This window comes from Streptomyces sp. S.PNR 29 (assembly GCF_030386795.1).
In the GTDB taxonomy this organism is placed as follows: Bacteria; Actinomycetota; Actinomycetes; order Streptomycetales; family Streptomycetaceae; genus Streptomyces.
The window spans coordinates 697462-721976 of record NZ_JANUQM010000001.1; the positions used below are offsets into that span (position 1 = coordinate 697462).

23 protein-coding genes are annotated in these 24515 nt (G+C 72.2%); 8 read left to right on the forward strand and 15 right to left on the reverse strand.

Annotated features, from left to right (window positions below):
- The first annotated feature begins 257 nt into the window (after positions 1 to 257).
- The 3 genes from NW895_RS03435 to NW895_RS03445 all read left to right on the forward strand — a co-directional run bounded on the left by NW895_RS03435 (position 258) and on the right by NW895_RS03445 (position 3370).
- The gene (locus tag NW895_RS03435) at positions 258 to 923 is read left to right on the forward strand and encodes a bifunctional DNA primase/polymerase (RefSeq protein WP_289933578.1); all 666 of its coding nucleotides are present in this window, start codon (positions 258 to 260) and stop codon (positions 921 to 923) included.
- A 66-nt stretch (positions 924 to 989) separates the two neighbouring features.
- Positions 990 to 1781 carry an ABC transporter ATP-binding protein gene (locus tag NW895_RS03440; RefSeq protein ID WP_289933579.1) on the forward strand — a complete coding sequence of 264 codons (792 nt, stop codon included), beginning with the start codon at positions 990 to 992 and terminating at the stop codon, positions 1779 to 1781.
- Positions 1778 to 3370 (forward strand): transporter, encoded by a 1593-nt coding sequence (locus NW895_RS03445; RefSeq protein WP_289933580.1) that lies wholly within the window; start codon positions 1778 to 1780, stop codon positions 3368 to 3370. The genes NW895_RS03440 and NW895_RS03445 overlap by 4 nt, the downstream gene beginning before the upstream one ends.
- 21 nt (positions 3371 to 3391) lie before the next feature.
- On the opposite strand, the gene NW895_RS03450 is transcribed toward NW895_RS03445, so the two are convergent.
- Both NW895_RS03450 and NW895_RS03455 read right to left on the reverse strand, forming a co-directional pair.
- Entirely contained in the window at positions 3392 to 4252 is an 861-nt protein-coding gene (locus NW895_RS03450) for an alpha/beta hydrolase (RefSeq protein ID WP_289933581.1), read from the reverse strand.
- Positions 4253 to 4909: 657 nt separating this feature from the next.
- Positions 4910 to 5602, reverse strand: a complete 693-nt coding sequence (locus NW895_RS03455) for a metal-dependent transcriptional regulator (RefSeq protein ID WP_289933582.1) — start codon at positions 5600 to 5602, stop codon at positions 4910 to 4912.
- A 283-nt stretch (positions 5603 to 5885) separates the two neighbouring features.
- Here NW895_RS03455 and NW895_RS03460 point away from each other — a divergent pair, with 283 nt between their 5' ends.
- Positions 5886 to 6641: an SIS domain-containing protein gene (locus NW895_RS03460; RefSeq protein WP_289933583.1), complete on the forward strand. Its 756-nt coding sequence runs from the start codon at positions 5886 to 5888 to the stop codon at positions 6639 to 6641.
- Between the two features lie 74 nt (positions 6642 to 6715).
- Here the strand turns inward: NW895_RS03460 and NW895_RS03465 are convergent, their stop codons facing one another.
- From NW895_RS03465 to NW895_RS03475, 3 genes are all read right to left on the reverse strand, one after another.
- A complete protein-coding gene (locus tag NW895_RS03465; protein WP_289933584.1) occupies positions 6716 to 8122 on the reverse strand; it encodes a PAS domain-containing protein in 1407 nt (468 codons plus the stop codon).
- Positions 8123 to 8209: 87 nt separating this feature from the next.
- Positions 8210 to 8671 carry a GNAT family N-acetyltransferase gene (locus tag NW895_RS03470; RefSeq protein ID WP_289933585.1) on the reverse strand — a complete coding sequence of 154 codons (462 nt, stop codon included), beginning with the start codon at positions 8669 to 8671 and terminating at the stop codon, positions 8210 to 8212.
- Between the two features lie 31 nt (positions 8672 to 8702).
- A complete protein-coding gene (locus NW895_RS03475; protein WP_289933586.1) occupies positions 8703 to 9098 on the reverse strand; it encodes a RidA family protein in 396 nt (131 codons plus the stop codon).
- A 72-nt stretch (positions 9099 to 9170) separates the two neighbouring features.
- Here NW895_RS03475 and NW895_RS03480 point away from each other — a divergent pair, with 72 nt between their 5' ends.
- Positions 9171 to 10085 (forward strand): LysR family transcriptional regulator, encoded by a 915-nt coding sequence (locus NW895_RS03480; RefSeq protein WP_289933587.1) that lies wholly within the window; start codon positions 9171 to 9173, stop codon positions 10083 to 10085.
- Between the two features lie 249 nt (positions 10086 to 10334).
- Here NW895_RS03480 and NW895_RS03485 read toward each other — a convergent pair whose 3' ends face one another.
- Complete coding sequence (locus tag NW895_RS03485) at positions 10335 to 11435, reverse strand: citrate synthase 2 (protein ID WP_289933588.1); 1101 nt, start codon at positions 11433 to 11435, stop codon at positions 10335 to 10337.
- A gap of 310 nt (positions 11436 to 11745) precedes the next feature.
- On the opposite strand from NW895_RS03485, the gene pdxH reads away from it, so the two are divergent.
- On the forward strand, positions 11746 to 12414 hold the full coding sequence (gene pdxH / locus NW895_RS03490) for a pyridoxamine 5'-phosphate oxidase (RefSeq protein ID WP_289933589.1): 669 nt from the start codon (positions 11746 to 11748) through the stop codon (positions 12412 to 12414).
- Here pdxH and NW895_RS03495 read toward each other — a convergent pair.
- From NW895_RS03495 to NW895_RS03530, 8 genes are read right to left on the reverse strand one after another with little or no spacing between them, the layout of a single operon-like run.
- Positions 12404 to 13036, reverse strand: coding sequence for a TetR/AcrR family transcriptional regulator (locus NW895_RS03495; protein ID WP_289933591.1), 633 nt, complete (start codon positions 13034 to 13036; stop codon positions 12404 to 12406). The genes pdxH and NW895_RS03495 overlap by 11 nt on opposite strands.
- Positions 13024 to 13761, reverse strand: a complete 738-nt coding sequence (locus tag NW895_RS03500) for an enoyl-CoA hydratase family protein (RefSeq protein ID WP_289933593.1) — start codon at positions 13759 to 13761, stop codon at positions 13024 to 13026. The genes NW895_RS03495 and NW895_RS03500 overlap by 13 nt, the downstream gene beginning before the upstream one ends.
- A complete protein-coding gene (locus NW895_RS03505) occupies positions 13758 to 15326 on the reverse strand; it encodes a 4-coumarate--CoA ligase family protein (RefSeq protein WP_289933594.1) in 1569 nt (522 codons plus the stop codon). The genes NW895_RS03500 and NW895_RS03505 overlap by 4 nt, the downstream gene beginning before the upstream one ends.
- A 29-nt stretch (positions 15327 to 15355) precedes the next feature.
- Positions 15356 to 16489 (reverse strand): acyl-CoA dehydrogenase family protein, encoded by a 1134-nt coding sequence (locus NW895_RS03510; protein WP_289933597.1) that lies wholly within the window; start codon positions 16487 to 16489, stop codon positions 15356 to 15358.
- Positions 16486 to 18339 (reverse strand): biotin carboxylase N-terminal domain-containing protein, encoded by a 1854-nt coding sequence (locus tag NW895_RS03515; RefSeq protein ID WP_289933599.1) that lies wholly within the window; start codon positions 18337 to 18339, stop codon positions 16486 to 16488. Before NW895_RS03515 ends, NW895_RS03510 begins: the two co-directional genes overlap by 4 nt.
- Positions 18340 to 18349: 10 nt before the next feature.
- Entirely contained in the window at positions 18350 to 19948 is a 1599-nt protein-coding gene (locus NW895_RS03520) for a carboxyl transferase domain-containing protein (RefSeq protein WP_289933600.1), read from the reverse strand.
- The gene (locus NW895_RS03525) at positions 19945 to 21618 is read right to left on the reverse strand and encodes an acyclic terpene utilization AtuA family protein (RefSeq protein WP_289933602.1); all 1674 of its coding nucleotides are present in this window, start codon (positions 21616 to 21618) and stop codon (positions 19945 to 19947) included. Before NW895_RS03525 ends, NW895_RS03520 begins: the two co-directional genes overlap by 4 nt.
- Complete coding sequence (locus NW895_RS03530; RefSeq protein WP_289933603.1) at positions 21615 to 22409, reverse strand: TIGR03084 family metal-binding protein; 795 nt, start codon at positions 22407 to 22409, stop codon at positions 21615 to 21617. Before NW895_RS03530 ends, NW895_RS03525 begins: the two co-directional genes overlap by 4 nt.
- 118 nt (positions 22410 to 22527) lie before the next feature.
- On the opposite strand from NW895_RS03530, the gene NW895_RS03535 reads away from it, so the two are divergent.
- Positions 22528 to 23373, forward strand: coding sequence for a helix-turn-helix transcriptional regulator (locus NW895_RS03535; protein ID WP_289933605.1), 846 nt, complete (start codon positions 22528 to 22530; stop codon positions 23371 to 23373).
- Positions 23333 to 23533, forward strand: coding sequence for a DUF397 domain-containing protein (locus tag NW895_RS03540; RefSeq protein ID WP_289933607.1), 201 nt, complete (start codon positions 23333 to 23335; stop codon positions 23531 to 23533). Before NW895_RS03535 ends, NW895_RS03540 begins: the two co-directional genes overlap by 41 nt.
- 7 nt (positions 23534 to 23540) lie before the next feature.
- Here NW895_RS03540 and NW895_RS03545 read toward each other — a convergent pair whose 3' ends face one another.
- Entirely contained in the window at positions 23541 to 24455 is a 915-nt protein-coding gene (locus NW895_RS03545) for an EamA family transporter (protein ID WP_289933608.1), read from the reverse strand.
- Positions 24456 to 24515: the final 60 nt, after the last annotated feature.

Consider the following 24515-nt stretch of genomic DNA (forward strand, 5'->3'; position numbering starts at 1 on the left):
CCGGACCCCCTCACCTGGCGGCGAAAAGATCCGGCCGTGAAGATCAATGCCCCGCCAACATGCCGAAAATGCGAGGCTTGCGAGGATTTGCCGGAGTAACTGCTGAAGTCACCCCACACGTGGCTACCCAGCTCCCGCCGTCAGCCCTCTCGCGCGCCCCCACACATGCACCCATGCGCCCCGGAGCCACAGGCGATGCTCCTCCCCCGCGCGCGCTACTGCCGTAACTCCAGGTGGGCGCGGGAGTTGAGTTCAGCGTGGAAGAGACGATCCCGGGCACCCAAGCCGCACAGATTGCCGGTCAGATTCCGAAGCAGCGCGGGTCATCGCTGCTGGAGACAGCCGTTCGCTACGCCGAGGAACGCCACTGGGACGTGTTCCCCGGCACCTGGCTGGAAGCCGTCGACGGCGTGCAGCGCTGCTCCTGCGGCGACGCCGCGTGCGCCGCCCCCGGCGCGCACCCGGCGCGCACGGACTGGGCGACCCAGGCGACGGGCAGCGCGACCGTTGCCCGCCGGATGTGGCAGAAGCAGCCGACGGCGTCGATCCTGCTGCCCACGGGACGTACGTTCGACGCGATTTCCGTCCCGGAGACGGCCGGGTTTCTCGCGCTGGCCCGCATGGAGCGGATGGAGCTGACGCTCGGGCCCGTGACCCTGGCGCCGGACCGGCGGATGCAGTTCTTCGTGCTGCCGGGGGCCGCCGCGAAGGTGCCCGAGCTGGTGCGGAAGATCGGCTGGTCGCTGTCGTCGCTCGACCTCGTGGCGCTCGGGGAGGGTGCGTATGTGGCCGCGCCGCCCACGCGGTTCGGGTCGTGCGGGGCTGTGCAATGGGCCTGCCGGCCCACGCCGGCGAATCGGTGGTTGCCGGATGTGGAGGAGTTGATCTCGCCGCTCGCGTATGCGTGCGGCAGGGATCGGTAGCCGACGCCCACGGTCCTGCCTCCCCGCGCTCCTTTCCGGGGCGTTGTTCCCCCGTAGGGTTCTCATATGACGGAGGGAACTGCGGTGGGTACGGCCGCCGTACGGATACAGGGGCTCTGGAAGCGATTCGGGCAGCAGATCGCCGTTGCCGGGATCGATCTGGAGTTGCCTGCGGGGAAGTTCATCGGGCTCGTGGGACCGAACGGGGCCGGGAAGACCACCACGCTGTCGATGGTGACCGGGCTGCTCAGGCCCGATCAGGGGTCGGTGGAGATCGTCGGGCATGACGTCTGGCGTGATCCGGTGGAAGTCAAGGCGCGGATCGGGGTGCTGCCGGAGGGGCTGCGGCTGTTCGAGCGGCTGTCGGGGCGGGAACTGCTGGCGTACATGGGGCGGTTGCGCGGGCTGCCCGGTGCCGAGGTCGACAAGCGGGCCACGCAGCTCCTCGACGTCCTCGACCTGGCCGGGTCCCAGCACAAGCTGGTCGTCGACTACTCGACCGGGATGCGGAAGAAGATCGGACTCGCGGCCGCCCTGCTGCACAATCCCGAAGTGCTCTTCCTGGACGAGCCGTTCGAGGGCGTCGATCCCGTCTCCGCGCAGACGATCAGGGGCGTTCTGGAGCGCTACACCGCCTCCGGCGCGACCGTCGTCTTCTCCTCCCACGTCATGGAGCTCGTGGAGTCCCTGTGCGGCTGGGTGGCCGTTATGGCCGCCGGCACCATTCGCGCGCACGGGACGCTGGCCGAGGTGCGCGGCGAGGCGCCCTCGCTGCAGCGGGCGTTCCTCGAACTCGTCGGCGCGCACGGCCGGGACGCCGGGACGGATCTGGACTGGCTGGGCGGCGGGGCCCGGTGAGCGCGCCGACGGTCACCGCGGTCGTCGTACGGCTGAAGCTGTCGCTGCTGCGGAACGGGCTCAGGCAGTCCGGGAGCCGGCGGGCCGCCTATGCCGCGTCGGCGGTCGCCGCCCTGCTGTTCGCCGCGCTGCAGCTGATCGGGCTGATCGCGCTGCGCGGGCACGCGCATGTCGAGTCGCTGGTCGTGCTGCTGGTGGCGGTGCTGGGGCTGGGCTGGGCGGTGATGCCGCTGTTCTTCCCCAGCGGCGACGAGACCCTCGACCCGACCCGGCTGGTGATGCTGCCGCTGCGTCCCCGTCCGCTGGTGCGGGCGCTGCTCGCGGCGTCCCTGGTGGGGGTCGGGCCGCTGTTCACGCTGTGCCTGCTGGCCGGTTCCGTGATCGCGGTCGCGCACGGCGGGGCGGCGTACGTCGTCGGCGTCGCCGGTGTCGTCCTCGCGCTGCTGGTGTGCGTGGCTTTCGCGCGGGCCGTCGCCGCCGCCAACGTACGGCTGCTGACCAGCCGCAAGGGGCGGGACCTGGCGGTGCTGAGCGGGCTGGTCATCGCGGTGGGGGCGCAGGTCGTCAACTTCGGGGCGCAGCGGCTGGGGACGTCCGGGCTGGCTGAGCTGGACCCGGTGGCCGACGTGCTGCGGTGGCTGCCGCCCGCCTCGGCGATCGACGCGGCGCACTCGGTGAGCGAGGGCTCGTACGGCGTCGCGGTCGTCCAGCTGGCCCTGAGCGCGGGGGTCCTGGTCGTCCTGGTCGGGGTGTGGTCGCGGCAGCTGACCCGGCTGATGACCGCGCCCGACGAGTCCACCCTGCCCGCCGCCGACACGGCCGGCCGGGAGCGGGCCTCGACCGGGCTCGGGCGGCTGCTGCCCGCGGGGCGCACGGGGACGGTGATGGAGCGCAGCCTGCGGTATGTGTGGCGCGACCCCAAGACCAAGTCGGCGTGGGTGACGTCCCTGGCCATCGGGCTGATCGTGCCGGTGTTCAACGCCTGGCAGGGCACCGGCACGGTCTACTTCGCCTGCTTCGCCGCCGGGATGCTCGGCATCCAGATGTACAACCAGTTCGGGCAGGACACGTCCGCGTTCTGGATGGTCGCGATGACCATCTCGTCCACCCGGGACGCCTACGTGGAGCTGCGCGCCCGGGCGCTGGCTCTGCTGGTGATCACCCTGCCGTACGCGGCGTTCGTGACCGTGCTGACGAGTGCGATGCTCGGCGAGTGGGCGCGTCTGCCCGAGGCGCTGGGGCTGTCCTTCGCGCTGCTCGGCGCGATGCTGGCGTCCGGAGCGTGGACGTCCGCCCGCTTCCCGTACTCCATCCCGCAGGAGGGCTACAAGAACGTCGCTCCGGGCCAGGTCGGGCTCGCCTGGATCTCCATCTTCGGCGGGATGATCGGGGCCGCGCTGCTGTGCGCTCCCGTCATCGCGCTGACGATCTGGCTGAACGTGAGCGCGGGCGGTGACGACTGGGCCTGGCTGCTGCTGCCGGTCGGCTCGGCGTACGGCGCGGGGCTCACGGCGCTCGGGCTCCGGCTGGCCGCCCCGCAGACGGCGCGGCGACTGCCGGAGATCCTGGCGGCGGTCAGCAAGGGGTGACGGCGGGCGTTCCTTCGGGCGTCAGGTGTCCCTGAGGGAGTCCAGGAAGGGTTCGATCGCCGCCCGCCATGCCTCCGGCTGGTCGTAGTGCACGAGGTGGCCGGCGTCGGCCACCTCCGCGTACTGGCCGCGGGGCAGGACACGGACCATCTCCTGAGCCTCGGCGCGGCCGAGCTCGCCGTCGAGGCCGCGGACCACCAGGGCGGGGCACTGCACCTGGGCGAGCTCCTCCCAGTGCGCGTCGTACACCCAGGTCTCGCGGGACCTGAGCATCTGCTCCGGTTCGAAGACGGGCCGCCAGCCGTCCGGGGACTCGGCCATCACCTCGGCGTAGAACTCGCCCCGGGCCGGATTCGGCCGTTCCACCCACGGGTCGTCCTCGCCGAACCACTTGCGTACGTCGGCCAGTGTGGCGAAGGGGACGGGCCAGGCCTTGAACCACTCACCCCACTCGCGCTGCGAGGCGGCGCCGAGTGCGGAGGCCCGCATGTCACAGATGATCAGCCCGCGGACCAGGTCGGGGCGTTTGGCGGCGAGCTGCCAGGCGGTCAGCGCGCCCATGGCGTGGCCGATGAGGACGGCCGGGGCGAGGCCGAGCTGTTCGAGGGCGGCCTCGGCGTCGTCGACGTACGCCTCCCTGGTGAAGGCCGCCCGCGGGGGTTTGTCGCTCTGGCCGTGGCCCCGCTGGTCGAGGGCGGCGGCCCGGTGCCGCTCGGAGAGCCAGCGGGCGGTGGACGCCCAGTGCGAGGCGCGGCCCATCAGACCGTGCAGTAACAGCACACCGGGCAGGCTCTCCCCCTGCCCTGTCTTGGGTGGGTCGCCGAACTCCCAGGCCGCGAGGCGTACGCCACCCGCCCCGGTCACGTCGATGCGCCGCGCCATAGGTCCTGGCACCCCCCAAGCTCCGCTCGGACCGCCGCCCGCTGCCGCGGGAGCCGGTCGGTCCTGTGAACCGTGTTCTGTCCGCCGTACCGGTCGTGCCTGTCGTCGTACCGCTGTTCTGCCGTTCTGCCACGCCCGCCCGCTCGGGCGCGCGTGCTGTGGGTCGCCGGGCGCATACCCCCTGTAGCGCAAGGCCGGACCGACCTGTCACCCGCAGACTATCGAATGCCTATTCGAAAGTGCTGTCCCGGTGAACAACACCCCTCATTCGAGTGACACTGCTCGTGGATTGAGGGCCGCCGCCGAGGGGAGATGTTCAGCGGGAGGCGGACCGCTCGGGGAAACCGGTCCGAGGGGAGTGACCCTGAGAGCTCGGGGCTCCGGGTCAGCACAGGGGAGGACAGGCCCCGGCGCCACACGGCGCCGGGGCCTTCAATGTCTCGGCGGCACATCCCCCGCCCCTCCTCGGTCGGACGACATCACTGTCGGGCCACGGCCAAGAGCCCTCAGGTCATATGCCTCACGCGACAGCCTCGCACGCGCAGCGGCCGAGCGCTGCCATTCGGCGCACTGAATCTTGGATTCGACGAGATCGAAGCGATGCCGCAACTCACCCGTGTTTCACGGAAGTTGACAGATGCTCACCTTTGACCGCGCTCAGGGCTTGGCGACGAACACATGCGAGGCGATGTCCGCCTCCAGCTCGGCCGCCTCGCCACCGCTGCCGACCAGCACGCCGCCCGCCGACTCCGTCACGCTCACCACCGAGCCGGGCTGTACACCCGCCCGGCGCAGCGTATACATCAGCTGCGCGTCCGTCTGGATCGGCTCGCCGATACGGCGTACGACGACGGTCTTGCCGTCGGTGCCCGGGTCGAGATCGGCCAGCGACACCATGCCCTCGTCCAGGAACGGGTCGGCGCCGTCCTTCTCGCCGAGCTCCTCCAGACCGGGGATGGGGTTGCCGTACGGCGACTCGGTGGGGTGGCGGAGCAGCTCCAGCACGCGGCGCTCGACGGCCTCGCTCATCACGTGCTCCCAGCGGCACGCCTCGGCGTGCACCTGCTCCCACTCCAGCCCGATCACGTCGACGAGCAGGCACTCCGCGAGCCGGTGCTTGCGCATCACGCGCGTGGCGAGGCGGCGGCCCTCGTCGGTGAGCTCCAGGTGCCGGTCGGCGGCGACGGACACCAGGCCGTCGCGCTCCATCCGCGCCACCGTCTGGCTGACCGTCGGCCCGCTCTGGTCGAGCCGCTCGGCGATCCGGGCGCGCATGGGGACCACACCTTCCTCCTCCAGCTCGAGGATGGTGCGGAGATACATCTCCGTGGTGTCGATCAGTCCGGACATACGTGCCCCTCGATGAGATCTGCCGGAGGCTCGACGGCTCCCCGGCGCGTGCGCTGGCCCTGGATCCAATTCTGACGCATACCACCGACAACCGTGCCGTGCCGCTGAGCCCACGGGGTCACGCGGCGGCGTGCGGAGGTCGTACGGAGGTCGTGCGGAGCCTACGGCCCGCCATGCTCACGCCGACGTGGCCCGCCACGCCGCGCCGGGCCTGTTGACACCGCACTGGTCCAGACCGCACCGTGATCCGCGACACAGCCCCATCCCACCCGAAGGGCCCCGCATGAGCGACCGCAGACCGGCCGACCAGTTCCTCGACGCGGCGATCGCCCTGCTGCACCGCGTCCGCGACGAGGAAGCCGGTTCCATCGAGGCCGCCGGCACGCTCCTCGCCGACACCGTCGCCGACGGCGGCCGCCTCTTCGCCTTCGGCGCCGGGCACTCCTCCCTCGCCGCCCAGGACGTCGTCTACCGCGCCGGCGGGCTCGCCCTGATGAACCTGCTGGCCGTCCCCGGCGTCGTCGGCGTCGACGTCATGCCCGCCACCCTGGGCTCCGCCCTGGAGCGGGTGGACGGTCTCGCGAGCGCCGCCCTCGACAGCTCCCCCCTCCGCGCGGGCGACGCCCTGGTGATCATCTCCCTCTCCGGCCGCAACGCCCTCCCCGTGGAGATGGCCATGAGCGCCCGCGCCCTGGGCGTGAAGGTCATCGGCGTGACCTCGGTGGCCTACGCCTCGGAGACGACGTCACGGCACGCCTCGGGCACGTACCTGAAGGACCACTGCGACGTCGTCCTGGACTCGAAGATCGCGGTCGGCGACGCGGAACTCACCCTCGACACCATCCCGGCCCCCTTCGCACCCGCCTCCACAGTCGTCACCTCGGCGCTCCTCCAGGCCGTGATGGCAACCACGGCCGCCACCCTCGCCGACCGCGGCATCGAGCCGCCCCTCCTGCGCTCCGGCAACGTCGACGGCGGCCATGACTGGAACGGCCGGATCATGGAGCAGTACCGGGAGCGGATCTTCTACCGGCAGTAGAGCGATCAGGCGGTGGAGCAATCAGGCGGGCAGCGATCAGGCGGGGAGTGAAACCGTCCGTCCCCGCCGCCTCCCTACTCCCGCCGCAATGCCTCCGCCAGGTCCAGCGCCGTGGCGATCCGCACCGCCACGTCCTCCGCGTACATCGCGTCCGTCCGCTCGAACGCGCTCCGTCCGGCCCCCCGCAGAAACGTCACCACACCGAGCGTCCGTGCCCGGCTGCGCAGCACCGCGCACAGCGCGTGCACCGCGTCCGGCGGCCACTGCCGCGCCAGCGCCCACTCGCGCGCCCGCTCGGCCGGCACGGCACCGGCACTCGCCCGCACCGACCCGGCGCGCTCCGCGCACTGCAAGGCCGGATGCCCCTCGTCGTAGCGCACGGGCAGCCCGGCCGCCCCGGTCAGCAGGCTCGGCCCCGGCGCCCCCGAGGGCGTGGCGGCGACCCGGACCAGCCGCACCGGCCCCGCCGTCTCCATCAGCTCGGCGTCGGTCAGCGCACCGCCCGCCATGCGGTCGATCAGCGCGTGGTCGGCGAACCCGGCGAGCGCGAAGTCCAGGTGGGCGGTCGCCGCCTCGGCCGGGTCCTCGCACTCGGCCGCGGCCCGCGCCGCCCGGTGCAGCTGCTGCGTCCTGAACCGCAGCAGGGACGCCTCCTGCTCGCCCTGCTTGGCCTCGGTCACGTCCTGGAACAGCCAGCCGACGCCCAGCGGCACCGGCTCCTCCGCGAGGGGCGACGCCAGCCTCAGGAAGCCACTGCGCCAGCACCGCCGCCGCTCGCCCTCCGGTGTGCGCACGCTCACCCAGATCTCGGCGGGCGCGGGCGGCGCACCCTCCGCCAGGACGTGCGTCAGCGCGCTCTCCAGCTCCTCGACGCCCTGGGAGAGCAACTCCCCGAGCGGCCGCCCCAGCAGGGACGTACGCCCGGTCCCCAGCGCCCGGGCCGCGTGCGCGTTGACCACGGCGGGGCGCAGATCGGCGTCGACGAGCACGACCCCCCAGCTGGCGTCGTCGAACAAGGCCTCGCTCAGCGCGATCGACCGCTCAAGATCGATCTGCGTGTGCACCTCGCTGAAGGCGCAGTACACGCCGACCGGCTTCCCGTCGGGCCCGCGTACGGCGGCCGACTGGGTGCGGACGAGGACCCGGCCGCCGTCCTTCGTGAGCAACGCGAACTCGTGCACCTGGCGCCCCGGGGAACGCATGGCGGACATCAGCCGCCCCTCCACCTCCTCGGCGTCGGCGCTGCGCACCGCCCAGCCGGCGAACCCCCGGCGCCCCACCGCCTCGGCTGCGGTCCAGCCGAGTATCCGCTCGGCCTCACGGTTCCAGTGGGTGACGACCCCGTCCGCGTCGAAGGCGCACAGGGCCGCGTCCATCCCGTCCAGCAACGCGGCCAGCAGATCGCCACCGTCCCGCTCGGGCTGCTCCGGTTCGTCCGGCCCCAGCTCGTCGGTGGTCCCCTTACGCCGGGAAGCACTCACCTGGACCCCCTGCAGGCTGCGTCCGTACGTACGGCACGTCGGTTCGCTCACTCCCCATCATTCAACTCGAACGTGACGCAGCACACATCACGTTCCGGCAAGATTGCGGGAATCGTTGCGCAGTGTCAGCCACAGGTCGCTCTCGCCGTCCAGCACATACCGCTCGGCCTCGACGAACCCGCGCGCCTCGGCGAACCGGAGCCCGTCCTCATTGGCGGCCAAAACGACGGTCTCGATCACCCGGGCGCCCAGCACGCGCGCGTGGGCCAGCCCCTTCTCGTACAACGCGGTGCCGTACCCCCGCCGCCGGTACTCGGGCAGCACGCGCGCGATGACCGTGGCCACCGCCTCCTCGCCCTCCGGCGGACGCACGGTCGAGCAGCCGACGAGGACCTCACCGTCGTAGGCGTTCTCCAAGCGGTAACGCCCACCGCGCTCCCGTACCTCGTCCAGGTCCATCGCCGCGGGCGGCACGATCGCGTTGTGGACGTGCCGCCACTCCTGAAGCATGGCCTCGCCGGCCACGGGCTCGATACGAAGATCAGTCACCGCGGCAGCGAACCGTACCCGAGAACCGGCGTCAACAGCCGCCGCTGCCCCGCCGCGCGTCCACCTCGATCTCGAACCTCATCCGCGGGTCCGCCAGCCCGCACACCAGCATCGTCGCCGCCGGCCGCACCTCCCCGAAACACCGGCGCAGCACCGGCCAGCACGGCTCGAAGTCCGCCCGCTCCGGCAACAGGTAACGCACCCGTACGACATCGGCGAACGTGCACCCCGCCTCCGCCAGCGCCGCCCCGACGTTGCGCAGGCACTGCTCGGCCTGCTCGACCACGTCGTCGGAGATCGTCATCGTGGCGTAGTCGTACCCGGTCGTCCCCGAGACGTGCACCCAGTCGCCGTCGACCACGGCACGGGCGTACCCGATCCGCTCCTCGAAGGTCGAACCGCTGAGAATCACCCGTCGCTCCGTCATGCGCGGAACGCTAGGTGAGCGGCAGCGATACGTCTAATACGAAGAAGCGGATCAGGCGATATCACTGGAGATATGGAACCCCGCCCCGAACTCCCCCTTCCCCAACTGCACGCCTTCGTCGTCCTCGCCGAGGAACTCCACTTCGGCCACGCGGCCACCCGCCTCGGCATCGCCCAGCCACCGCTGAGCCAGCAGATCCGCCGCCTGGAGGACAAGGTCGGCCACGCCCTGTTCACCCGGGCCCCGGGACGCGTCACCCTCACCCCGGCCGGGCGGGAACTCCTCCCCGCCGCCCGCCGGGCCCTCACCGACCTCGCGGACGGCCTCGCTGCGGCCCGCGCCGCCGGCAGCGGCCGCACCGGACGCCTGCGCATCGGCTTCGCCGCGTCCCTCGCCCTGACCGTCCTGCCCGGCCTGCTGCGCGCCTACCGGGACCGCTTCCCCGACGTCGACCTCGACATCCGCGAAATGACCACCGCGCCCCAGCTCACGGCCCTGCGCGACGGCACCATCGACGCCGGCCTGCTGCGCGAGCCCCCGCACGACGACCCGGACCTGGCCTTCCGCACGGTCCTGGCGGAGCCCTTCGTGGCCGTACTCCCCGCCTCCCACCCCCTGGCCGCCCGGCACACCCTCGTCGAGCTCGGCGATCTGGCGAACGATCCCTTCATCCTCCTGCCCCGCGAGGCAGGCCCCGGCCTGTACGACCGCATCACCGCCCTGTGCGCCACCGCCGGCTTCACCCCGCACGTCACCCAGCACGCCGTCGAGTGGCAGACGGTCTGCGCCCTGGTCGAAACCGGCCTCGGCGTCTCCCTGGCCCCGGCGGGCATCCGGCGCATCCGCCTGGAGGGCGTGGCCTTCCGGCCCGTCGAGCCGCGTACGGCCTCCACGGCCGTGGCCGTCGGCCGGCGGAGGGGGGACAGAAACCCGCTGGTGAAGCACCTGCTCGCAACGATCGGAAAAAACCGGTTGATCGGCGGCTGACCGGTTCCTAGTGTGTGGTCCACGCACGAAAGGAGGTGATCCGGTACATGAGTGAAACCCGGACGCGCGAGGTGGCTGCGGGCTAGCGGCCCGTCACCACACTCAGTGCGGTGCCGGACCAGCGTGTGTGCGATACACGCGGCCGGCCCAAACCAACGCAGTCACCCGACCCGCGAGCTGCCGGTACGTCCGACCGGCTCCTCCTTCGAGGACCAGGCTCGCGGGTCGTCTGCGTTCAGCGGTGGCCGCTCAGCGGGCGATGCCCTCGTATCCCTCGATCTCCCGCGGGTCGCGCGGCCCCGGGCCGACGTAGCGGGCGGAGGGGCGGACGAGGCGGCCGGTGCGCTTCTGTTCCAGGATGTGGGCCGACCAGCCGGCCGTGCGGGCGCAGGTGAACATCGACGTGAACATGTGGGCCGGGACCTCGGCGAAGTCCAGGACGATCGCCGCCCAGAACTCGACGTTGGTGGCCAGCACACGGTCCGGACGGCGGTTGTGGAGCTCCTCCAGGGCCGCCTTCTCCAGGGCCTCGGCGACCTCGAAGCGGGGGGCGCCGAGTTCGCGGGCCGTGCGGCGCAGGACGCGGGCGCGCGGGTCCTCGGCGCGGTAGACGCGGTGGCCGAAGCCCATGAGGCGCTCCCCGCGGTCGAGGGCCTGCTTGACGTACGCCTCGGCGTCGCCCGTGCGTTCGATCTCCTCGATCATGCCGAGGACGCGGGAGGGGGCGCCGCCGTGCAGCGGGCCGGACATGGCCCCCACGGCGCCGGACAGGGCGGCGGCGACGTCCGCGCCGGTCGAGGCGATGACCCGGGCCGTGAAGGTGGACGCGTTCATGCCGTGCTCGGCCGCCGAGGTCCAGTAGGCGTCGACCGCCGCCACGTGCTTGGGGTCGGGCTCGCCCCGCCAGCGGATCATGAAGCGCTCGACGACGGACTGCGCCTTGTCGATCTCCCGCTGCGGAACCATGGGCCGGCCCTGGCCGCGGGCGGACTGGGCGACGTACGACAGGGCCATGACGGCGGCGCGGGCGAGGTCCTCGCGGGCCTGCTCGGCGTCGATGTCCAGGAGGGGTTTCAGGCCCCACACGGGGGCGAGCATGGCGAGCGCGGACTGCACGTCCACGCGGATGTCGCCGGAGTGCACGGGGATCGGGAACGGCTCGGCGGGCGGCAGGCCCGGGTTGAAGGCCCCGTCGACGAGCAGTCCCCAGACGTTGCCGAAGGAGACGTGGCCGACCAGGTCCTCGATGTCGACGCCCCGGTAGCGGAGCGCGCCGCCCTCCTTGTCCGGTTCGGCGATCTCCGTTTCGAACGCGATGACTCCTTCGAGCCCGGGTACGAAGTCGGACATCAGGCGGCTCCTCATGAGGTGGGACGACAGATGGCGATGTGGGGTTTGTGGGGTGGTACGACCATGTGCCGGACGCTGGAAGCCGGCGTTCACCCGGTGGATCCGCGGTCGCTGTCGCCGGCTCGCGGTCCTGGGTGTACCCCGGTGATGCCCCGTGCGGCTGGCGGTCACCCAACCGGGACGGCAGCAGCACGATATCCCCGAGTGCCACGGTTGGGGAGTGGTCACGGCACTCAGTGCCATTCCGTGACGAAGGACACCGTGAGCGGACCGTCGCCCACCGTGTCCGTGAATACGGCAAGATGACCGCGTGACCGACCGAGACGCCGTCCCCTTCGACCTCGCCTCGATGCGCAAGCAGTACCGGGCGGAGGGGCTCCTGGAGACCGAGCTGGCCGCCTCTCCCGTGGAACAGTTCGCGCGCTGGTTCAAGCAGGCCGCGACGGAGGGAGGCATGTTCGAGCCGAACGCCATGGTCGTCTCCACGGCGGACGCCGAGGGCCGCCCCAGCTCTCGTACGGTGCTGCTGAAGCACTTCGACGAGCAGGGTTTCGTCTTCTACACCAACTACGACTCCCGCAAGTCCCGGGACCTCGCGGACAACCCGCACGTCTCGCTGCTGTTCCCGTGGCACCCGATGGCCCGGCAGGTGATCATCACGGGCGTCGCACGGCGTACCGGACGCGACGAGACGGCCGCCTACTTCCGCACCCGTCCGCACGGCTCCCAGCTCGGGGCCTGGGCCAGTGGACAGTCGTCGGTGATCGCCTCCCGCGCCGAGCTCGACGCGGCGTACGCCGAGCTGGTCGCCCGCTACCCGGAGGGCGAGCAGGTGCCGGTGCCGCCGCACTGGGGCGGTTTCCGGGTGGTGCCGCGGTCGGTGGAGTTCTGGCAGGGCCGGGAGAACCGGCTGCACGACCGGCTGCGGTACGTGGCGCAGGCGGACGGGAGCTGGCGGGTGGAGCGGCTCAGTCCGTAGCGGCGGGGCCGTCCAGCGCCCCCTCCAGCAGCGCCGCCCACTGTTCCACCACCCGTTCCCGGCGGGCCCGGTCGTCGGTGAGGAGGTTGGCGAGGCCGAGGCCGCGGGCCATGTCGAGGAGGCCCTGGACGGTTTCGCGGACGCCGGGGCGGGACTCGTCGGCGCGCAGGAGGTCGACGGCGATGCGGTGGGTCTCGCGGCCGACGCGGGCTTCGAGTTCGGTGACGCGGGGGCGCAGCTGGTCCTCGTTCGAGGCGGCCACCCACAGGTGGAGGGCGGCGCGGAACAGCGGTCCGGTGTAGAGGTCGACCAGGGCGGCGACGACGGCCCTGCGGTCGCCCGCCGCGCCTTGGGGGAAGAGGGCGCGCAGGGCTGTGGAGCGTTCCTCGGCGACGTACTCGACCGCCGCGGTGAACAGGTCCTCGCGGGTCGGGAAGTGGTGCTGGGCGGCGCCGCGGGAGACGCCGGCGCGTTCGGCGACGACGGAGACGGTGGAGCCGGCCCAGCCGTGTTCGGCGAGGCAGGCCACGGCCGCTTCCAGGAGGCGCTGCCGGGTGGCCCGGCTGCGGTCCTGTTTGGGGAGGCGGTCGGGGCGGGAGTCGACCGTGTTCACAGCACCCATGCGGGATCCCGTCGTTCCAGGAAGGCCGTCATGCCCTCGCGGGCCTGCGCGGAGGAGAACAGCCGGGCCGAGAGCGCGGTCAGCTGGTCCGCGTCCCGGTCGAAGGCCTCCAGCACCTTAACCGTGAGCAGCTGTTTCGTCTCGGCCAGGGCCTCGGGACAGGCCCTGCGCAGGCCGTCCAGGACGGGGGCCAGTACGTCGTCCACGTCGTCGCCCCACGCCGTCAGCAGGCCCGTGCGGGTCGCCTCGGCCGCGTCGAAGCGCTCGCCGGTGAGGTAGTGGCGGGCGAGGGCGCGCGGGTCCGTGCGCGGGAGCAGGGGCAGGGAGATGACCGCCGGGGCCACGCCTATGCGGACCTCCGTGAAGGCGAAGGTGGCGTCCGCCGAGGCTGCCGCGATGTCGCAGGCGGCCAGGAGCCCGAGGCCGCCCGCGCGTACGTGTCCGGTGACCCGGGCGAGGACCGGTTTGCGCAGTTCGACGATCTGGCGCAGGAGGGCGACCAGGGCGTCGGGCGGCGGGGGTTGACGCAGGTCGGCGCCCGCGCAGAAGGTGGTGCCGGTGTGGGTGAGGACGACCGCGCGTATGTCGCCGTGTTTGGCGCAGTCGGTCAGGGCGTCGGCCAGTTCCGCGACGAGGGCCGAGGACAGGGCGTTGCGGTTGTGGGGTGAGTCGAGGGTGAGGGTTTCGACGCCACGCGCGCGCGTGCGGCGGATCAGCGACGTCACGGCTGCTCCCTGAGCTGTCGGCGGAGGATCTTGCCGGACGCGGCCCTCGGTACCCCGTCGATGAAGGTGACCTGCCGGATCCGCTTGTAGGGGGCGACGCGTTCGGCGACGTACATCATGACCTCGCCCTCGGAGAGGCCGGTGGCGGTCGGCCGGCGCACCACGTACGCGTGCGGGACCTCGTTGCCGTCGTCGTTGTAGACGCCGATGACGGCGGCGTCGGCGATGCCGGGGTGGGTGAGCAGGAGGGCTTCGAGTTCGGCGGGGGCCACCTGGAAGCCCTTGTACTTGATGAGTTCCTTGACGCGGTCGACGACGAAGAGCCATCCGTCGGCGTCGACGTGGCCGACGTCTCCGGTGTGCAGCCAGCCGTCGGTGTCGATCATGGCGTTGGTGGCGTCGGGGCGTCCGAGGTAGCCCTTCATGACCTGGGGACCCCGGATGAGGATCTCGCCGGACTCGCCGACGCCGAGGTCCTTGCCGGGGTCGTCGAGGGAGACGATGCGCATCTCGGTGCCGGGGATGAGCTTGCCGACGGTTCCGGGGGGCGCCTCGCGCATACGGTCCACCGGGACGACGTGGGTGCCGGGTGACAGTTCGGTCATGCCGTAGGCCTGGCCGACGGGGGGCAGGCCGAGCCGCTCGGAGCAGGCGGCTGCCAGCCTCGCGTCCAGGGGTGCGGCGGCGCTCAGGATGTACTTCAGGGACGACAGGTCGTACCGCCCGACCAGGGGGTGCTTGGCGAGGGCCAGGACGATCGGCGGGGCCACGTAGAGGCCGGTGATGCGGTGGTTCTGGATGGCCGCGAGGAACTGCTCCAGGTCGAAGCGGGGCAGGACGACGACGGTGGCGCCCAGTCTGAGGGGCGCGTTCATCAGGGCGGTCAGGCCGTAGATGTGGAAGAACGGCAGCACGGCGAGGATGCGGTCGCCGGGTCCTGCGGACATCACCGGCTGGAGCTGGGCGAGGTTGGTGGCGATCTGCCGGTGGGTGAGCATCACGCCCTTGGGCGTGCCGGTGGTGCCGGAGGAGTACGGCAGGGCCGCGACGTCCTCGACGGGGTCGATGCCGACCTGGGGTTCGGGCGCGGCGGAGGCCAGCATGTCGATCAGGGAGCGGTGGCCGGGGGCGCTGTCGCACACGAAGATCTCCCGCACTCCGCCGGCGAGTTCGGCGGCCCGGCGGGCGGTCTGGAGCAGCGGGGAGACGGTGACGATCCAGCGGGCCGCCGAGTCGCCGAGCTGCTTCGCGAACTCCTCCGCCGTGGCGAGCGGGTGCACGGTGGTGACGGAGGCGCCCGCGCGGGTGGCGGCGTAGAAGGCCACGGGGAAGGAGATGGTGTTGGGGCTGTGCAGGGCGAGGACGTCGCCCTTGCGCACACCGGCCTCGGCGAGCGCGGCGGCGACGCGCCGGTGGAACCGGTCCACCTGCTCGTAGGTGAGGGTGGTGCCGTCGGTGCCGTCGATCAGTGCGGGTGCCCCGCCGAACTCGGCGGCCCGGCCCAGTACCGCGTCGTGGATGGGGAGTTCGACGGGCGGGACGTCTGCGTACTCGCTGCGGAACATGGTTCCTCCTCGCGCCACACGGTGCCGGGTCAGTACGACTTGGGCAGACCCAGGGTCTGATGGGAGACGTAGTTGAGAATCATCTCCCGGCTCACCGGGGCGATACGAGACACACGCGCGGCGGTGATCAGCGACGCGAGGCCGAACTCGCGGGTGAGGCCGTTTCCGCCGAGGGTGTGCACGGCCTGGTCGACGGCCTTCACACAGGCCTCCCCGGCCGCGTACTTGGCCATGTTGGCGGCCTCCCCGGCGCCCTCGTCGTCACCGGCGTCGTACAGGCGGGCCGCCTTCTGCATCATCAGGCGGGCGAGTTCGAGCTCGATGTGCGCCTGGGCCAGGGGGTGGGCGATGGCCTGGTGGGCGCCGATGGGGGTGTTCCAGACGGTGCGGTCGCGGGCGTACGTGATCGCCTGCGCGAGGGCGTGGCGGCCCATGCCGATCGCGAACGCGGCCGTCATGATGCGTTCGGGGTTGAGGCCGGCGAAGAGTTGCAGGAGGCCCGCGTCCTCGTCGCCGACGAGTGCGTCGGCGGGCAGCCGTACGTCGTCGAGGGTCAGCTCGAACTGCTTCTCCGCGGCTTGGAGTTCCATGTCGATCCGGCGGCGGGTGAAGCCGGGGGCCTCGCGCGGGACGATGAAGAGGCAGGGCTTGAGGCGGCCGGTGCGGGCGTCTTCGGTGCGGCCGACCACGAGGGTCGCGTCGGCGATGTCGACGCCGGAGATGAAGACCTTGCGGCCGGTGAGGAGCCAGTCGGCGCCGTCGCGGCGGGCGGTGGTGGTGATGCGGTGGCTGTTGGAGCCGGCGTCGGGTTCGGTGATGCCGAAGGCCATGATGCGGGTGCCGGCCGCCAGCCCCGGCAGCCACTCGCTTTTCTGGGCGTCGGTGCCGAAGCGGGCGATCACGGTGCCGCAGATCGCAGGTGAGACGACCATCATCAGCAGGGGGCAGCCTGCGGCGCCGAGTTCTTCGAGGACGATGGAGAGTTCGCAGATGCCGCCGCCTCCGCCGCCGTACTCCTCGGGGAGATTGACGCCGAGGTAGCCGAGTTTCGCGGCCTCGGTCCACAGTTCGGTGGGGTTGTGGTTGCGGCCGTGGCGGTTGCCGAGGGCGGCTACGGCCGAGCGGAGGGCTTGGTGCTCCTCGGTGTCCGACGTGGTGCTCACTGATCCTCCTGGGAAACCTCGACCACGGCGAGCAGGGCACCGACCTCGACCTGGGTCCCGGGCGCGGCGTGCAGAGCCGTGAGTGTGCCGGTGTGCGGTGCTGCGATCTTGTGTTGCATCTTCATCGCCTCCAGCCACAGCAGGGGCTCTCCGGCCCGTACGGCGGCTCCTGCGGTCAGGCCCTCGGCCACCTTGACGACCGTGCCCGGCATGGGGGCCAGGAGGGTGCCGGGGGCGTGCTGCGCGGCCGGGTCGGGGAAGCGGGGCAGGGCGGTGAGGGCGGTGGCGTTCACGTACACCTGGTCGCCGTAGCTCTCCACCTCGTACTTGCGCTGTACGCCGTCCACTTCGAGGACGACCAGACGCGCGTCGGCGTGCACCACCCGCACCCCGTCCGCCTCCAGGCCGGTGCGCGTGTGCCGGTAGCGGACCTCGTGCTCCCTCCCCGCCATCGCGTACCGCTTGACCTGCGGCTGTGAGGGCAGGTTGCGCCAGCCTCCGAAGCGGGAGCGGGCGTGGGTGTCGGCGAGTGCGGCGGCCAGCGGGGCGTACGGGTCGGGGGCGGGGTCCGTCAGGTGCGCAAGGTGGCGGTCGTAGAAGCCCGTGTCCATGCGGGCGGTGACGAACTCCTCGTGGCGCAGGGAGCGGACGAGGAGGTCCCGGTTGGTGAGCGGGCCGTGGATCGCCGCCCGTTCCAGGGCGCCGGCGAGTTTGCGGACGGCCTCCGCGCGGGTGGGGGCGTGGGCGACGGCCTTGGCGAGCATCGGGTCGTAGTGGACGCCGATCTCGTCGCCGTCCTCGTGGCCCGTGTCCAGGCGTACGGCCGAGGGGACCGACAGGCGGTGCAGGGTGCCGGTCTGCGGGGTCCAGCCGGTCGCCGGGTCCTCGGCGTACAGGCGGGCCTCCACGGCGTGGCCACGCGCGCGTGGGGGGTCGGTTTCCAGGGCGTGGCCTTCGGCGACGCGGATCTGGAGGGCTACGAGGTCGATGCCGAAGACGGCTTCCGTGACGGGGTGTTCGACCTGGAGGCGGGTGTTCATCTCCAGGAAGTGGGGCTTGTCCCCGGCGACCAGGAACTCGACCGTGCCCGCACCCACGTAGTCCACGGCGCGTGCGGCGCGTACCGCCAGCGTGTGCAGTTCCTCCGTCAGGGTCTCCGGGAGTCCGGGCGCCGGGGCCTCCTCGATCACCTTCTGGTGGCGCCGCTGGAGGGAGCAGTCCCGGGTGCCGAGCACCCATACGGTGCCGTGCGTGTCGGCGAGGATCTGTACCTCGACGTGCCGGCCGCCCTCGACGTAGGGCTCGACGAAGACCTCACCGTCGCCGAAGGCGCTCGCCGCCTCGGCACGTGCGGCGGCCAGCGACGCCTCCAGGTCCGCCAGCCGCCGTACGACCCGCATGCCGCGTCCTCCGCCGCCGGCCGCCGCCTTCACCAGCACGGGCAGGTCGGCCTCGGTGACCTCCTGCAGTGACGGCATCCCCATGAGTTCCCTGGCGCGTGTCTTGGACGCCATCGCCTCGATCGCCTCCGGGGGCGGGCCGATCCAGACCAGGCCCGCGTCGAGGACGGCACGGGCGAAGCCGGCGTTCTCGGAGAGGAAGCCGTAGCCGGGGTGCACGGCGTCGGCGCCGGCCGCGACGGCCGCCTTCACGATCAGGTCGCCGCGCAGGTACGTGTCGGCGGGCGCCGCCCCCGGCAGCCGTACCGCCGCGTCGGCCACGCGCGCGTGGAGGGCGTTCTCGTCGGCGTCCGAGTGCACGGCGACCGTCCGGATTCCCAGCTCACGGCAGGTGCGGAAGACGCGGCAGGCGATCTCGCCCCGGTTGGCGACGAGCAGAGAAGTGATCACTGGAGGTCCCTCACATCCGGAAGACGCCGAAGCCGCCGCGCGCGCCCTCGTAGGGCGCCGTGTGGATGGCGGACAGACACAGGCCGAGGACGGTGCGGGTGTCGCGCGGGTCGATGACGCCGTCGTCGTACAGCCGCCCGGACAGGAACATCGGCAGTGACTCGGACTCGATCTGCTGCTCCACCATGGCGCGCAGGGCGGCGTCGGCCTCCTCGTCGTACGGCCGGCCCTTCGCGGCGGCCGACTGCCGGGCGACGATGGAGAGGACCCCGGCGAGCTGCTGGGGGCCCATGACGGCGGACTTGGCGCTGGGCCAGGCGAACAGGAAGCGCGGGTCGTAGGCGCGGCCGCACATGCCGTAGTGGCCGGCTCCGTACGACGCGCCCATCAGCACCGACAGGTGCGGGACCGTCGAGTTGCTCACCGCGTTGATCATCATCGCGCCGTGCTTGATGATGCCGCCCTGCTCGTACTCCCTGCCGACCATGTAGCCGGTGGTGTTGTGCAGGAACAGCAGCGGGATGTCGCGCTGGTTGGCGAGCTGGATGAACTGGGCGGCCTTCTGCGACTCCTCGCTGAACAGCACGCCCCTGGCGTTCGCCAGGATCCCGACCGGGTAGCCGTGCAGGGTCGCCCAGCCGGTCGTGAGGCTCGTCCCGTACAGCGGCTTGAACTCGTCGAAGTCGGAGGCGTCGACGATCCGGGCGATGACCTCGCGCGGGTCGAAGGGGGTTCTCAGGTCGCCGGGGACGATGCCGAGCAGTTCCTCCGCGTCGTACTCGGGGGGCTGGGCCGGGCCCGGGTCGGGGTACGCCTTGCGGTGGTTGAGCCGTGCGACGACCCGCCGTGCCTGCCGCAGCGCGTCGGGCTCGTCGACGGCGAAGTGGTCGGCGAGGCCCGACACGCGCGCGTGCATCCCGGCGCCGCCGAGGGACTCGTCGTCGCTCTCCTCGCCGGTGGCCATCTTCACCAGGGGCGGGCCGCCCAGGAACACCTTCGCCCGCTCCTTGACCATGATCACGTGGTCGGACATGCCGGGGACGTAGGCGCCCCCGGCCGTGGAGTTGCCGAAGACGACGGCGACGGTGGGGATGCCGGCCGCCGACAGCCGGGTCAGGTCCCGGAAGACGGCCCCGCCCGGGATGAAGATCTCCTTCTGCGAGGGCAGGTCGGCGCCGCCGGACTCGACGAGGGAGATGACGGGGAGACGGTTGGCATACGCGATCTCGTGCGCCCTCAGCGCCTTCTTCAGGCTCCAGGGGTTGCTGGCGCCGCCGCGCACGGTCGGGTCGTTGGCGGTGATCAGGCACTCCACGCCCTCGACGACACCGATGCCGGTGACCAGGGAGGCGCCGACGGTGTGGTCGCTGCCCCAGGCGGCGAGCGGGGAGAGCTCCAGGAAGGGTGTGTCGGGGTCGAGGAGCAGCTCGACACGCTCCCGGGCGAGCAGTTTGCCGCGCCCGCGGTGCCGTGCGGCGTACTTCTCACCGCCACCCGCGAGAGCCTTCGCGTGCTCGGCGGCCAGCTGGTCCAGCTTGGCGAGCATGGCCTCGCGGTTCGCGCGGTGGTCGGGGCCGCTGGGGTCCAGGGCCGAGGACAGGACGGTCACAGCAGGGCCTCCGGGATGTCCAGGTGGCGGGAGCGCAGCCATTCACCGAGGGCCTTGGCCTGCGGGTCGAAGCGGTGCCGGGCGGCGACGCCCTCGCCGAGGATGCCTTCGACGACGAAGTTGAGGGCCCGGAGTCGTGGGAGGACGTGACGGGTGACGGGCAGCTCCCGGCTCTCGGGGATCAGTTCCCGGAACCGGTCGGCCGTCAGCTCGTGGACCAGCCACCGCCAGGCCGCGTCGTCGCGCACCCAGACGCCCACGTTGGCGTTCGCCCCCTTGTCCCCGCTGCGGGCCCCGGCGAGAAGCCCGAGCGGGGCGCGCCGGGCCGGGCCGGGGGGCAGGGGCTCGGGCAGGGGCGGCTCGGGTACGTCGTCCAGGACGCGAGTGTCGTGGGCCGGTGCCACAGGGATCCGGCGCCCGTCGTGGAGGACGGCCACATGCTCGACGGCGTCCTGAGGGACGTACACCGCCTCGAAGATCCCGTAGGGGGCGCCCTTGCCCGGTGGTGCCAGGACGTGGAAGCCGGGGTAGCTGGCGAGCGCCAGCTCCACGGCCGCCCCGCTCAGTGCCCGTCCCACGGTCTCCTGGTCCGGGTCACGTACGACGAGCCGCAGCAGGGCGCTCGCGGTCTCCTCGGTCGGGGCGTCGGGCCGGTCGGTGCGGACAAGGTCCCAACGGGCCTCGGCGGGCGGCGACTTGGCCCACGCACTGCTCATCTGCTGCCGCACGAGAGCCGCTTTCGCCTCGATGTCGAGCCCCGTGAGGACGAAGGTGACCTCGTTGCGGAAGCCGCCGAGCCGGTTGAGGCCGACCTTGAGGGCCGGGGGCGGGGCCTCCCCGCGCACGCCCTCGATCCGCACGCGGTCCGGCCCCTCCTGGGTGAGGCGTACGGTGTCCAGCCGGGCGGTGACGTCGGGTCCCGCGTACCGGGCGCCGCCCGTCTCGTACAGCAGCTGGGCCGTCACCGTGCCGACGTCGACGAAGCCGCCGGTGCCGTCGTGCTTGGTGATCACGCTGCTGCCGTCGGCGTGGAGTTCGGCGAGCGGGAAGCCGGGGCGGTGGACGTCGCCCTCGCCGAAGAAGGCGTAGTTGCCGCCGGTGGCCTGGGTCCCGCACTCCAGCACGTGCCCGGCGACGACGGCACCCGCGAGCCGGTCGTACTCCCCCGGCTGCCAGCCGAAGTGGGCGGCGGCCGGCCCGGTGACCAGGGCCGCGTCCGTCACCCGCCCGGTGACGACGACGTCCGCGCCCTCCCTCAGACAGGCCGCGATGCCGAAGCCGCCGAGGTAGGCGTGGGCGGCGAGAGTGCCCGGATACCGGGCGGTGAGGTCGTCGCCCTCGACGTGGGCGACGCGTACGGGGAGGCCGAGCCGGTCGGCCAACTGGCGTATTTTCCCGGCCAGTCCCCCGGGATTGAGGCCCCCCGCATTGGTGACGATCTTCACGCCCCGCTCGTGGGCGATCCCCAGGCACTCCTCCAGTTGCCGCAGGAAGGTGCGCGCGTACCCGGCGCCGGGGTCCTTCAGCCGGTCGCGGCCCAGGATCAGCATGGTCAGCTCGGCGAGGTAGTCGCCGGTGAGGACGTCGAGTTCGCCGCCGGTGAGCATCTCGCGCATCGCGTCGAAGCGGTCGCCGTAGAAGCCGGAGGCGTTGCCGATGCGCAGGGTCACCGCGCGGCCCCTTTCGGGGGGCGGCCGGTGCCGGGCGGCCCCGCGAAGGCCTGGGCGATGTCCAGCCAGCGGTCGGCGTCGGGGCCCTCGGCGGTGACCGCGAGGTCGGTGCGGTGGGCGCGCCGGGTGACCAGGAGACAGAAGTCGAGGGCGGGGCCGGTGACGCGCTGGGGTGCGTCCTCGGGGCCGTACGTCCACAAGTCGCCGCCGGGTCCGGTGAGTTCGACGCGGAAGGGGTCGGCGGGCGGGGTGAGCCCGTGCACCCCGTACGCGAAGTCACGGGTGCGCACCCCGAGCCGGGCCACATGCCGCAGCCGGTCGGTGGGTGCGGGGACCACACCGAGCGTGTCCGCCACGTCCAGGCCATGGGCCCAGGTCTCCATGAGTCGGGCGGTGGCCATGGAGGCGGCCGACATGGGCGGCCCGTACCAGGGGAAGCGGGCGCCGGGTGGTGCGGCGCGCAGCGCCTTGTCGAGCGCCGCGCGCCCCTCACGCCAGCGCGCCAGCAGCTCGGACGGCGGGAGGTGAGCACCCTCCTCGGCCCCCTCGTCGACGAATGAGTCCGGGGCCGCGAGCGCCTTCTCGACCAGCGCGCGGAAGGCGTCGGCGTCCGTGACGGCGAGCAGGGCCGAGCGGTCGGTCCAGGCCAGGTGGGCGATCTGGTGGGCGACGGTCCAGCGGGGGGCCGGGGTGGGCAGTGCCCACCCCTCCGGGCGCAACTCGGCTACCAGCCAGTCGAGTTCCTCGCTCTCGGCACGCAGATCGTCGATCACGAGCGTCGGGTCAGACATGGGGCGAGCATGGCAGCGGCCCAAGAAACAAGCAAGCGTGCTTGCATGAATTTGTTTTCCACAACTTCGATACCCGTACGCGCACGGGGAGCTACTCTCAGTGACGGGAGGTGGTTGTGTGCGCAGTCGTGAACTGGACCCGAGCGCATCGCCGTTGGACTACTACGGGTACGAACTCCGGCGTGCTCGGGAGGCGGCGGGGCTGACCCTGGCGCAGCTCGGCTCGATCGTCTTCTGCACGGGGTCGCTCATCGGCCAGATCGAGACGGCGGCGAAGGTGCCGCAGCGGGAGTTCTCGGAGCGGGTGGACGCGGCGCTGGGGACGGACGGGGCGTTCTCGCGGTTGGTCGGGCTGGTGTTGCGGAGTCAGTTGCCCAGCTGGTTTCAGCCGTACGCTGACATGGAGGCCAAGGCCGCGTATATCTCGACGTACCAGGCGCAGTTGGTGCACGGGCTTCTTCAGACAGAGGCGTACGCACGCGCGGTGCTCAGCACGAGGGACGACGGAGACATCGACGGCAAGGTGGCTGCCCGACTGGACCGCCAGCGCATCCTGGAGCGGGATCAGCCTCCGGTGACGTGGGTGGTGCTGAGCGAGGCGGTGCTGCATCAGGCGGTCGGGGGCCGGGAGGTCATGCGCGAGCAGTTGGCGCACCTGCTGTACTTGCAAAAGCGCCGCTGGCTGGAGATTCAGGTGCTGCCGTTCGGGGCGGGGGCACACACGGGGCTGATGGGCTCGTTCACGCTGCTGCGCTTCGATTCAGACCCGGACATCGTCTACACCGAGGACTTCGTGCAGGGCCACATGACGGCCAATCCTGAAGCAGTCAAGGAAGGTTCGGTCCGTTACGATCACCTACAGGCCGCCGCTCTCTCCGTGGACGACTCGGCGGCACTGATCGCCCGCGTAATGGAGGAGCGTTATGGGAACGAACCCGAACCTGACGGGCGCGATATGGCGTAAGTCCTCGCACAGCGGCGACACCGGCGGTGAGTGCGTAGAGGTCGCCGACCTCACCCCCCACATCGCCATCCGCGACTCCAAGAACCCCGGCGTCGGCGTCCTCACCGTCACGCCCGGCACCTTCGCCGCCTTCGTCGCCGGGGTACGGGCCCGCCCGTGAGCGACAGCTACCGCCCCACCTGAGTCCGCACCGCACCCATGCTCGCCGCGATGACCAGGGCGATGGCGGCTGCCTCCGTGGCGGAGAGGGTCTGACCGAGCAGCAGGAAGCCCGCTGTCGCGGCGATGGCCGGTTCCAGGCTCATCAGGACGGCGAAGGTGGAGGCGGGCAGGCGGCGCAGGGCGAGGAGTTCCAGCGTGTAGGGCAGGACGGAGGAGAGGAGCGCGACGGCGGCGCCGAGCCCGATCGTCACCGGGTCGGTGAGCTTCGCGCCCGACTCGGCGATCCCCAGCGGCAGGAACAGCAGGGCCGCGACCGCCATGGCGAGCGCGAGCCCGTCGGCCTGCGGGAAGCGCCGCCCCGTACGGGCGCTGAAGACGATGTACGCCGCCCACATGGCGCCCGCGCCCAGCGCGAAGGCGACGCCCAGGGGGTCGAGGCCGCCGAAGCCTCCGCCACCGAGGAGGAAGACCCCGCAGAGGCCGAGCCCGGCCCACACGAGGTTGATCGCGCGGCGGGAGGCCAGGACGGAGAGGGCGAGGGGGCCGAGGACCTCCAGGGTGACCGCGGGGCCCAGCGGGATGCGGGCGACGGCCTGGTAGAAGAGGCCGTTCATCGCGGCCATGGTGATGCCGAAGACGACGACCGTGCCCCAGTCGGTGCGCGAGTGGCCGCGCAGCCGGGGCCGGCACACCAGGATCAGGACGATCGCGGCCACCAGCAGCCGCAGGGTGACGACGCCCAGGGCACCGGCGCGGGGCATCAGGGTCACCGCGAGGGCGCCACCGAACTGCACGGAGACACCACCGGCGAGGACCAGGCCGACCGGCCCGAGGGAACCCCGGCGGCCCAGGGCGCCGGGCGGTGCGGGGGAGGGCGTCGGGGTCGGGGTGCTCTGGCCGGTGGTGCTGGGGGTGGTCACGGGACATCCACGGGATCGAGGTTCGTTCATCATGGTGCACTGCTGAGTCCAGGGTAATGG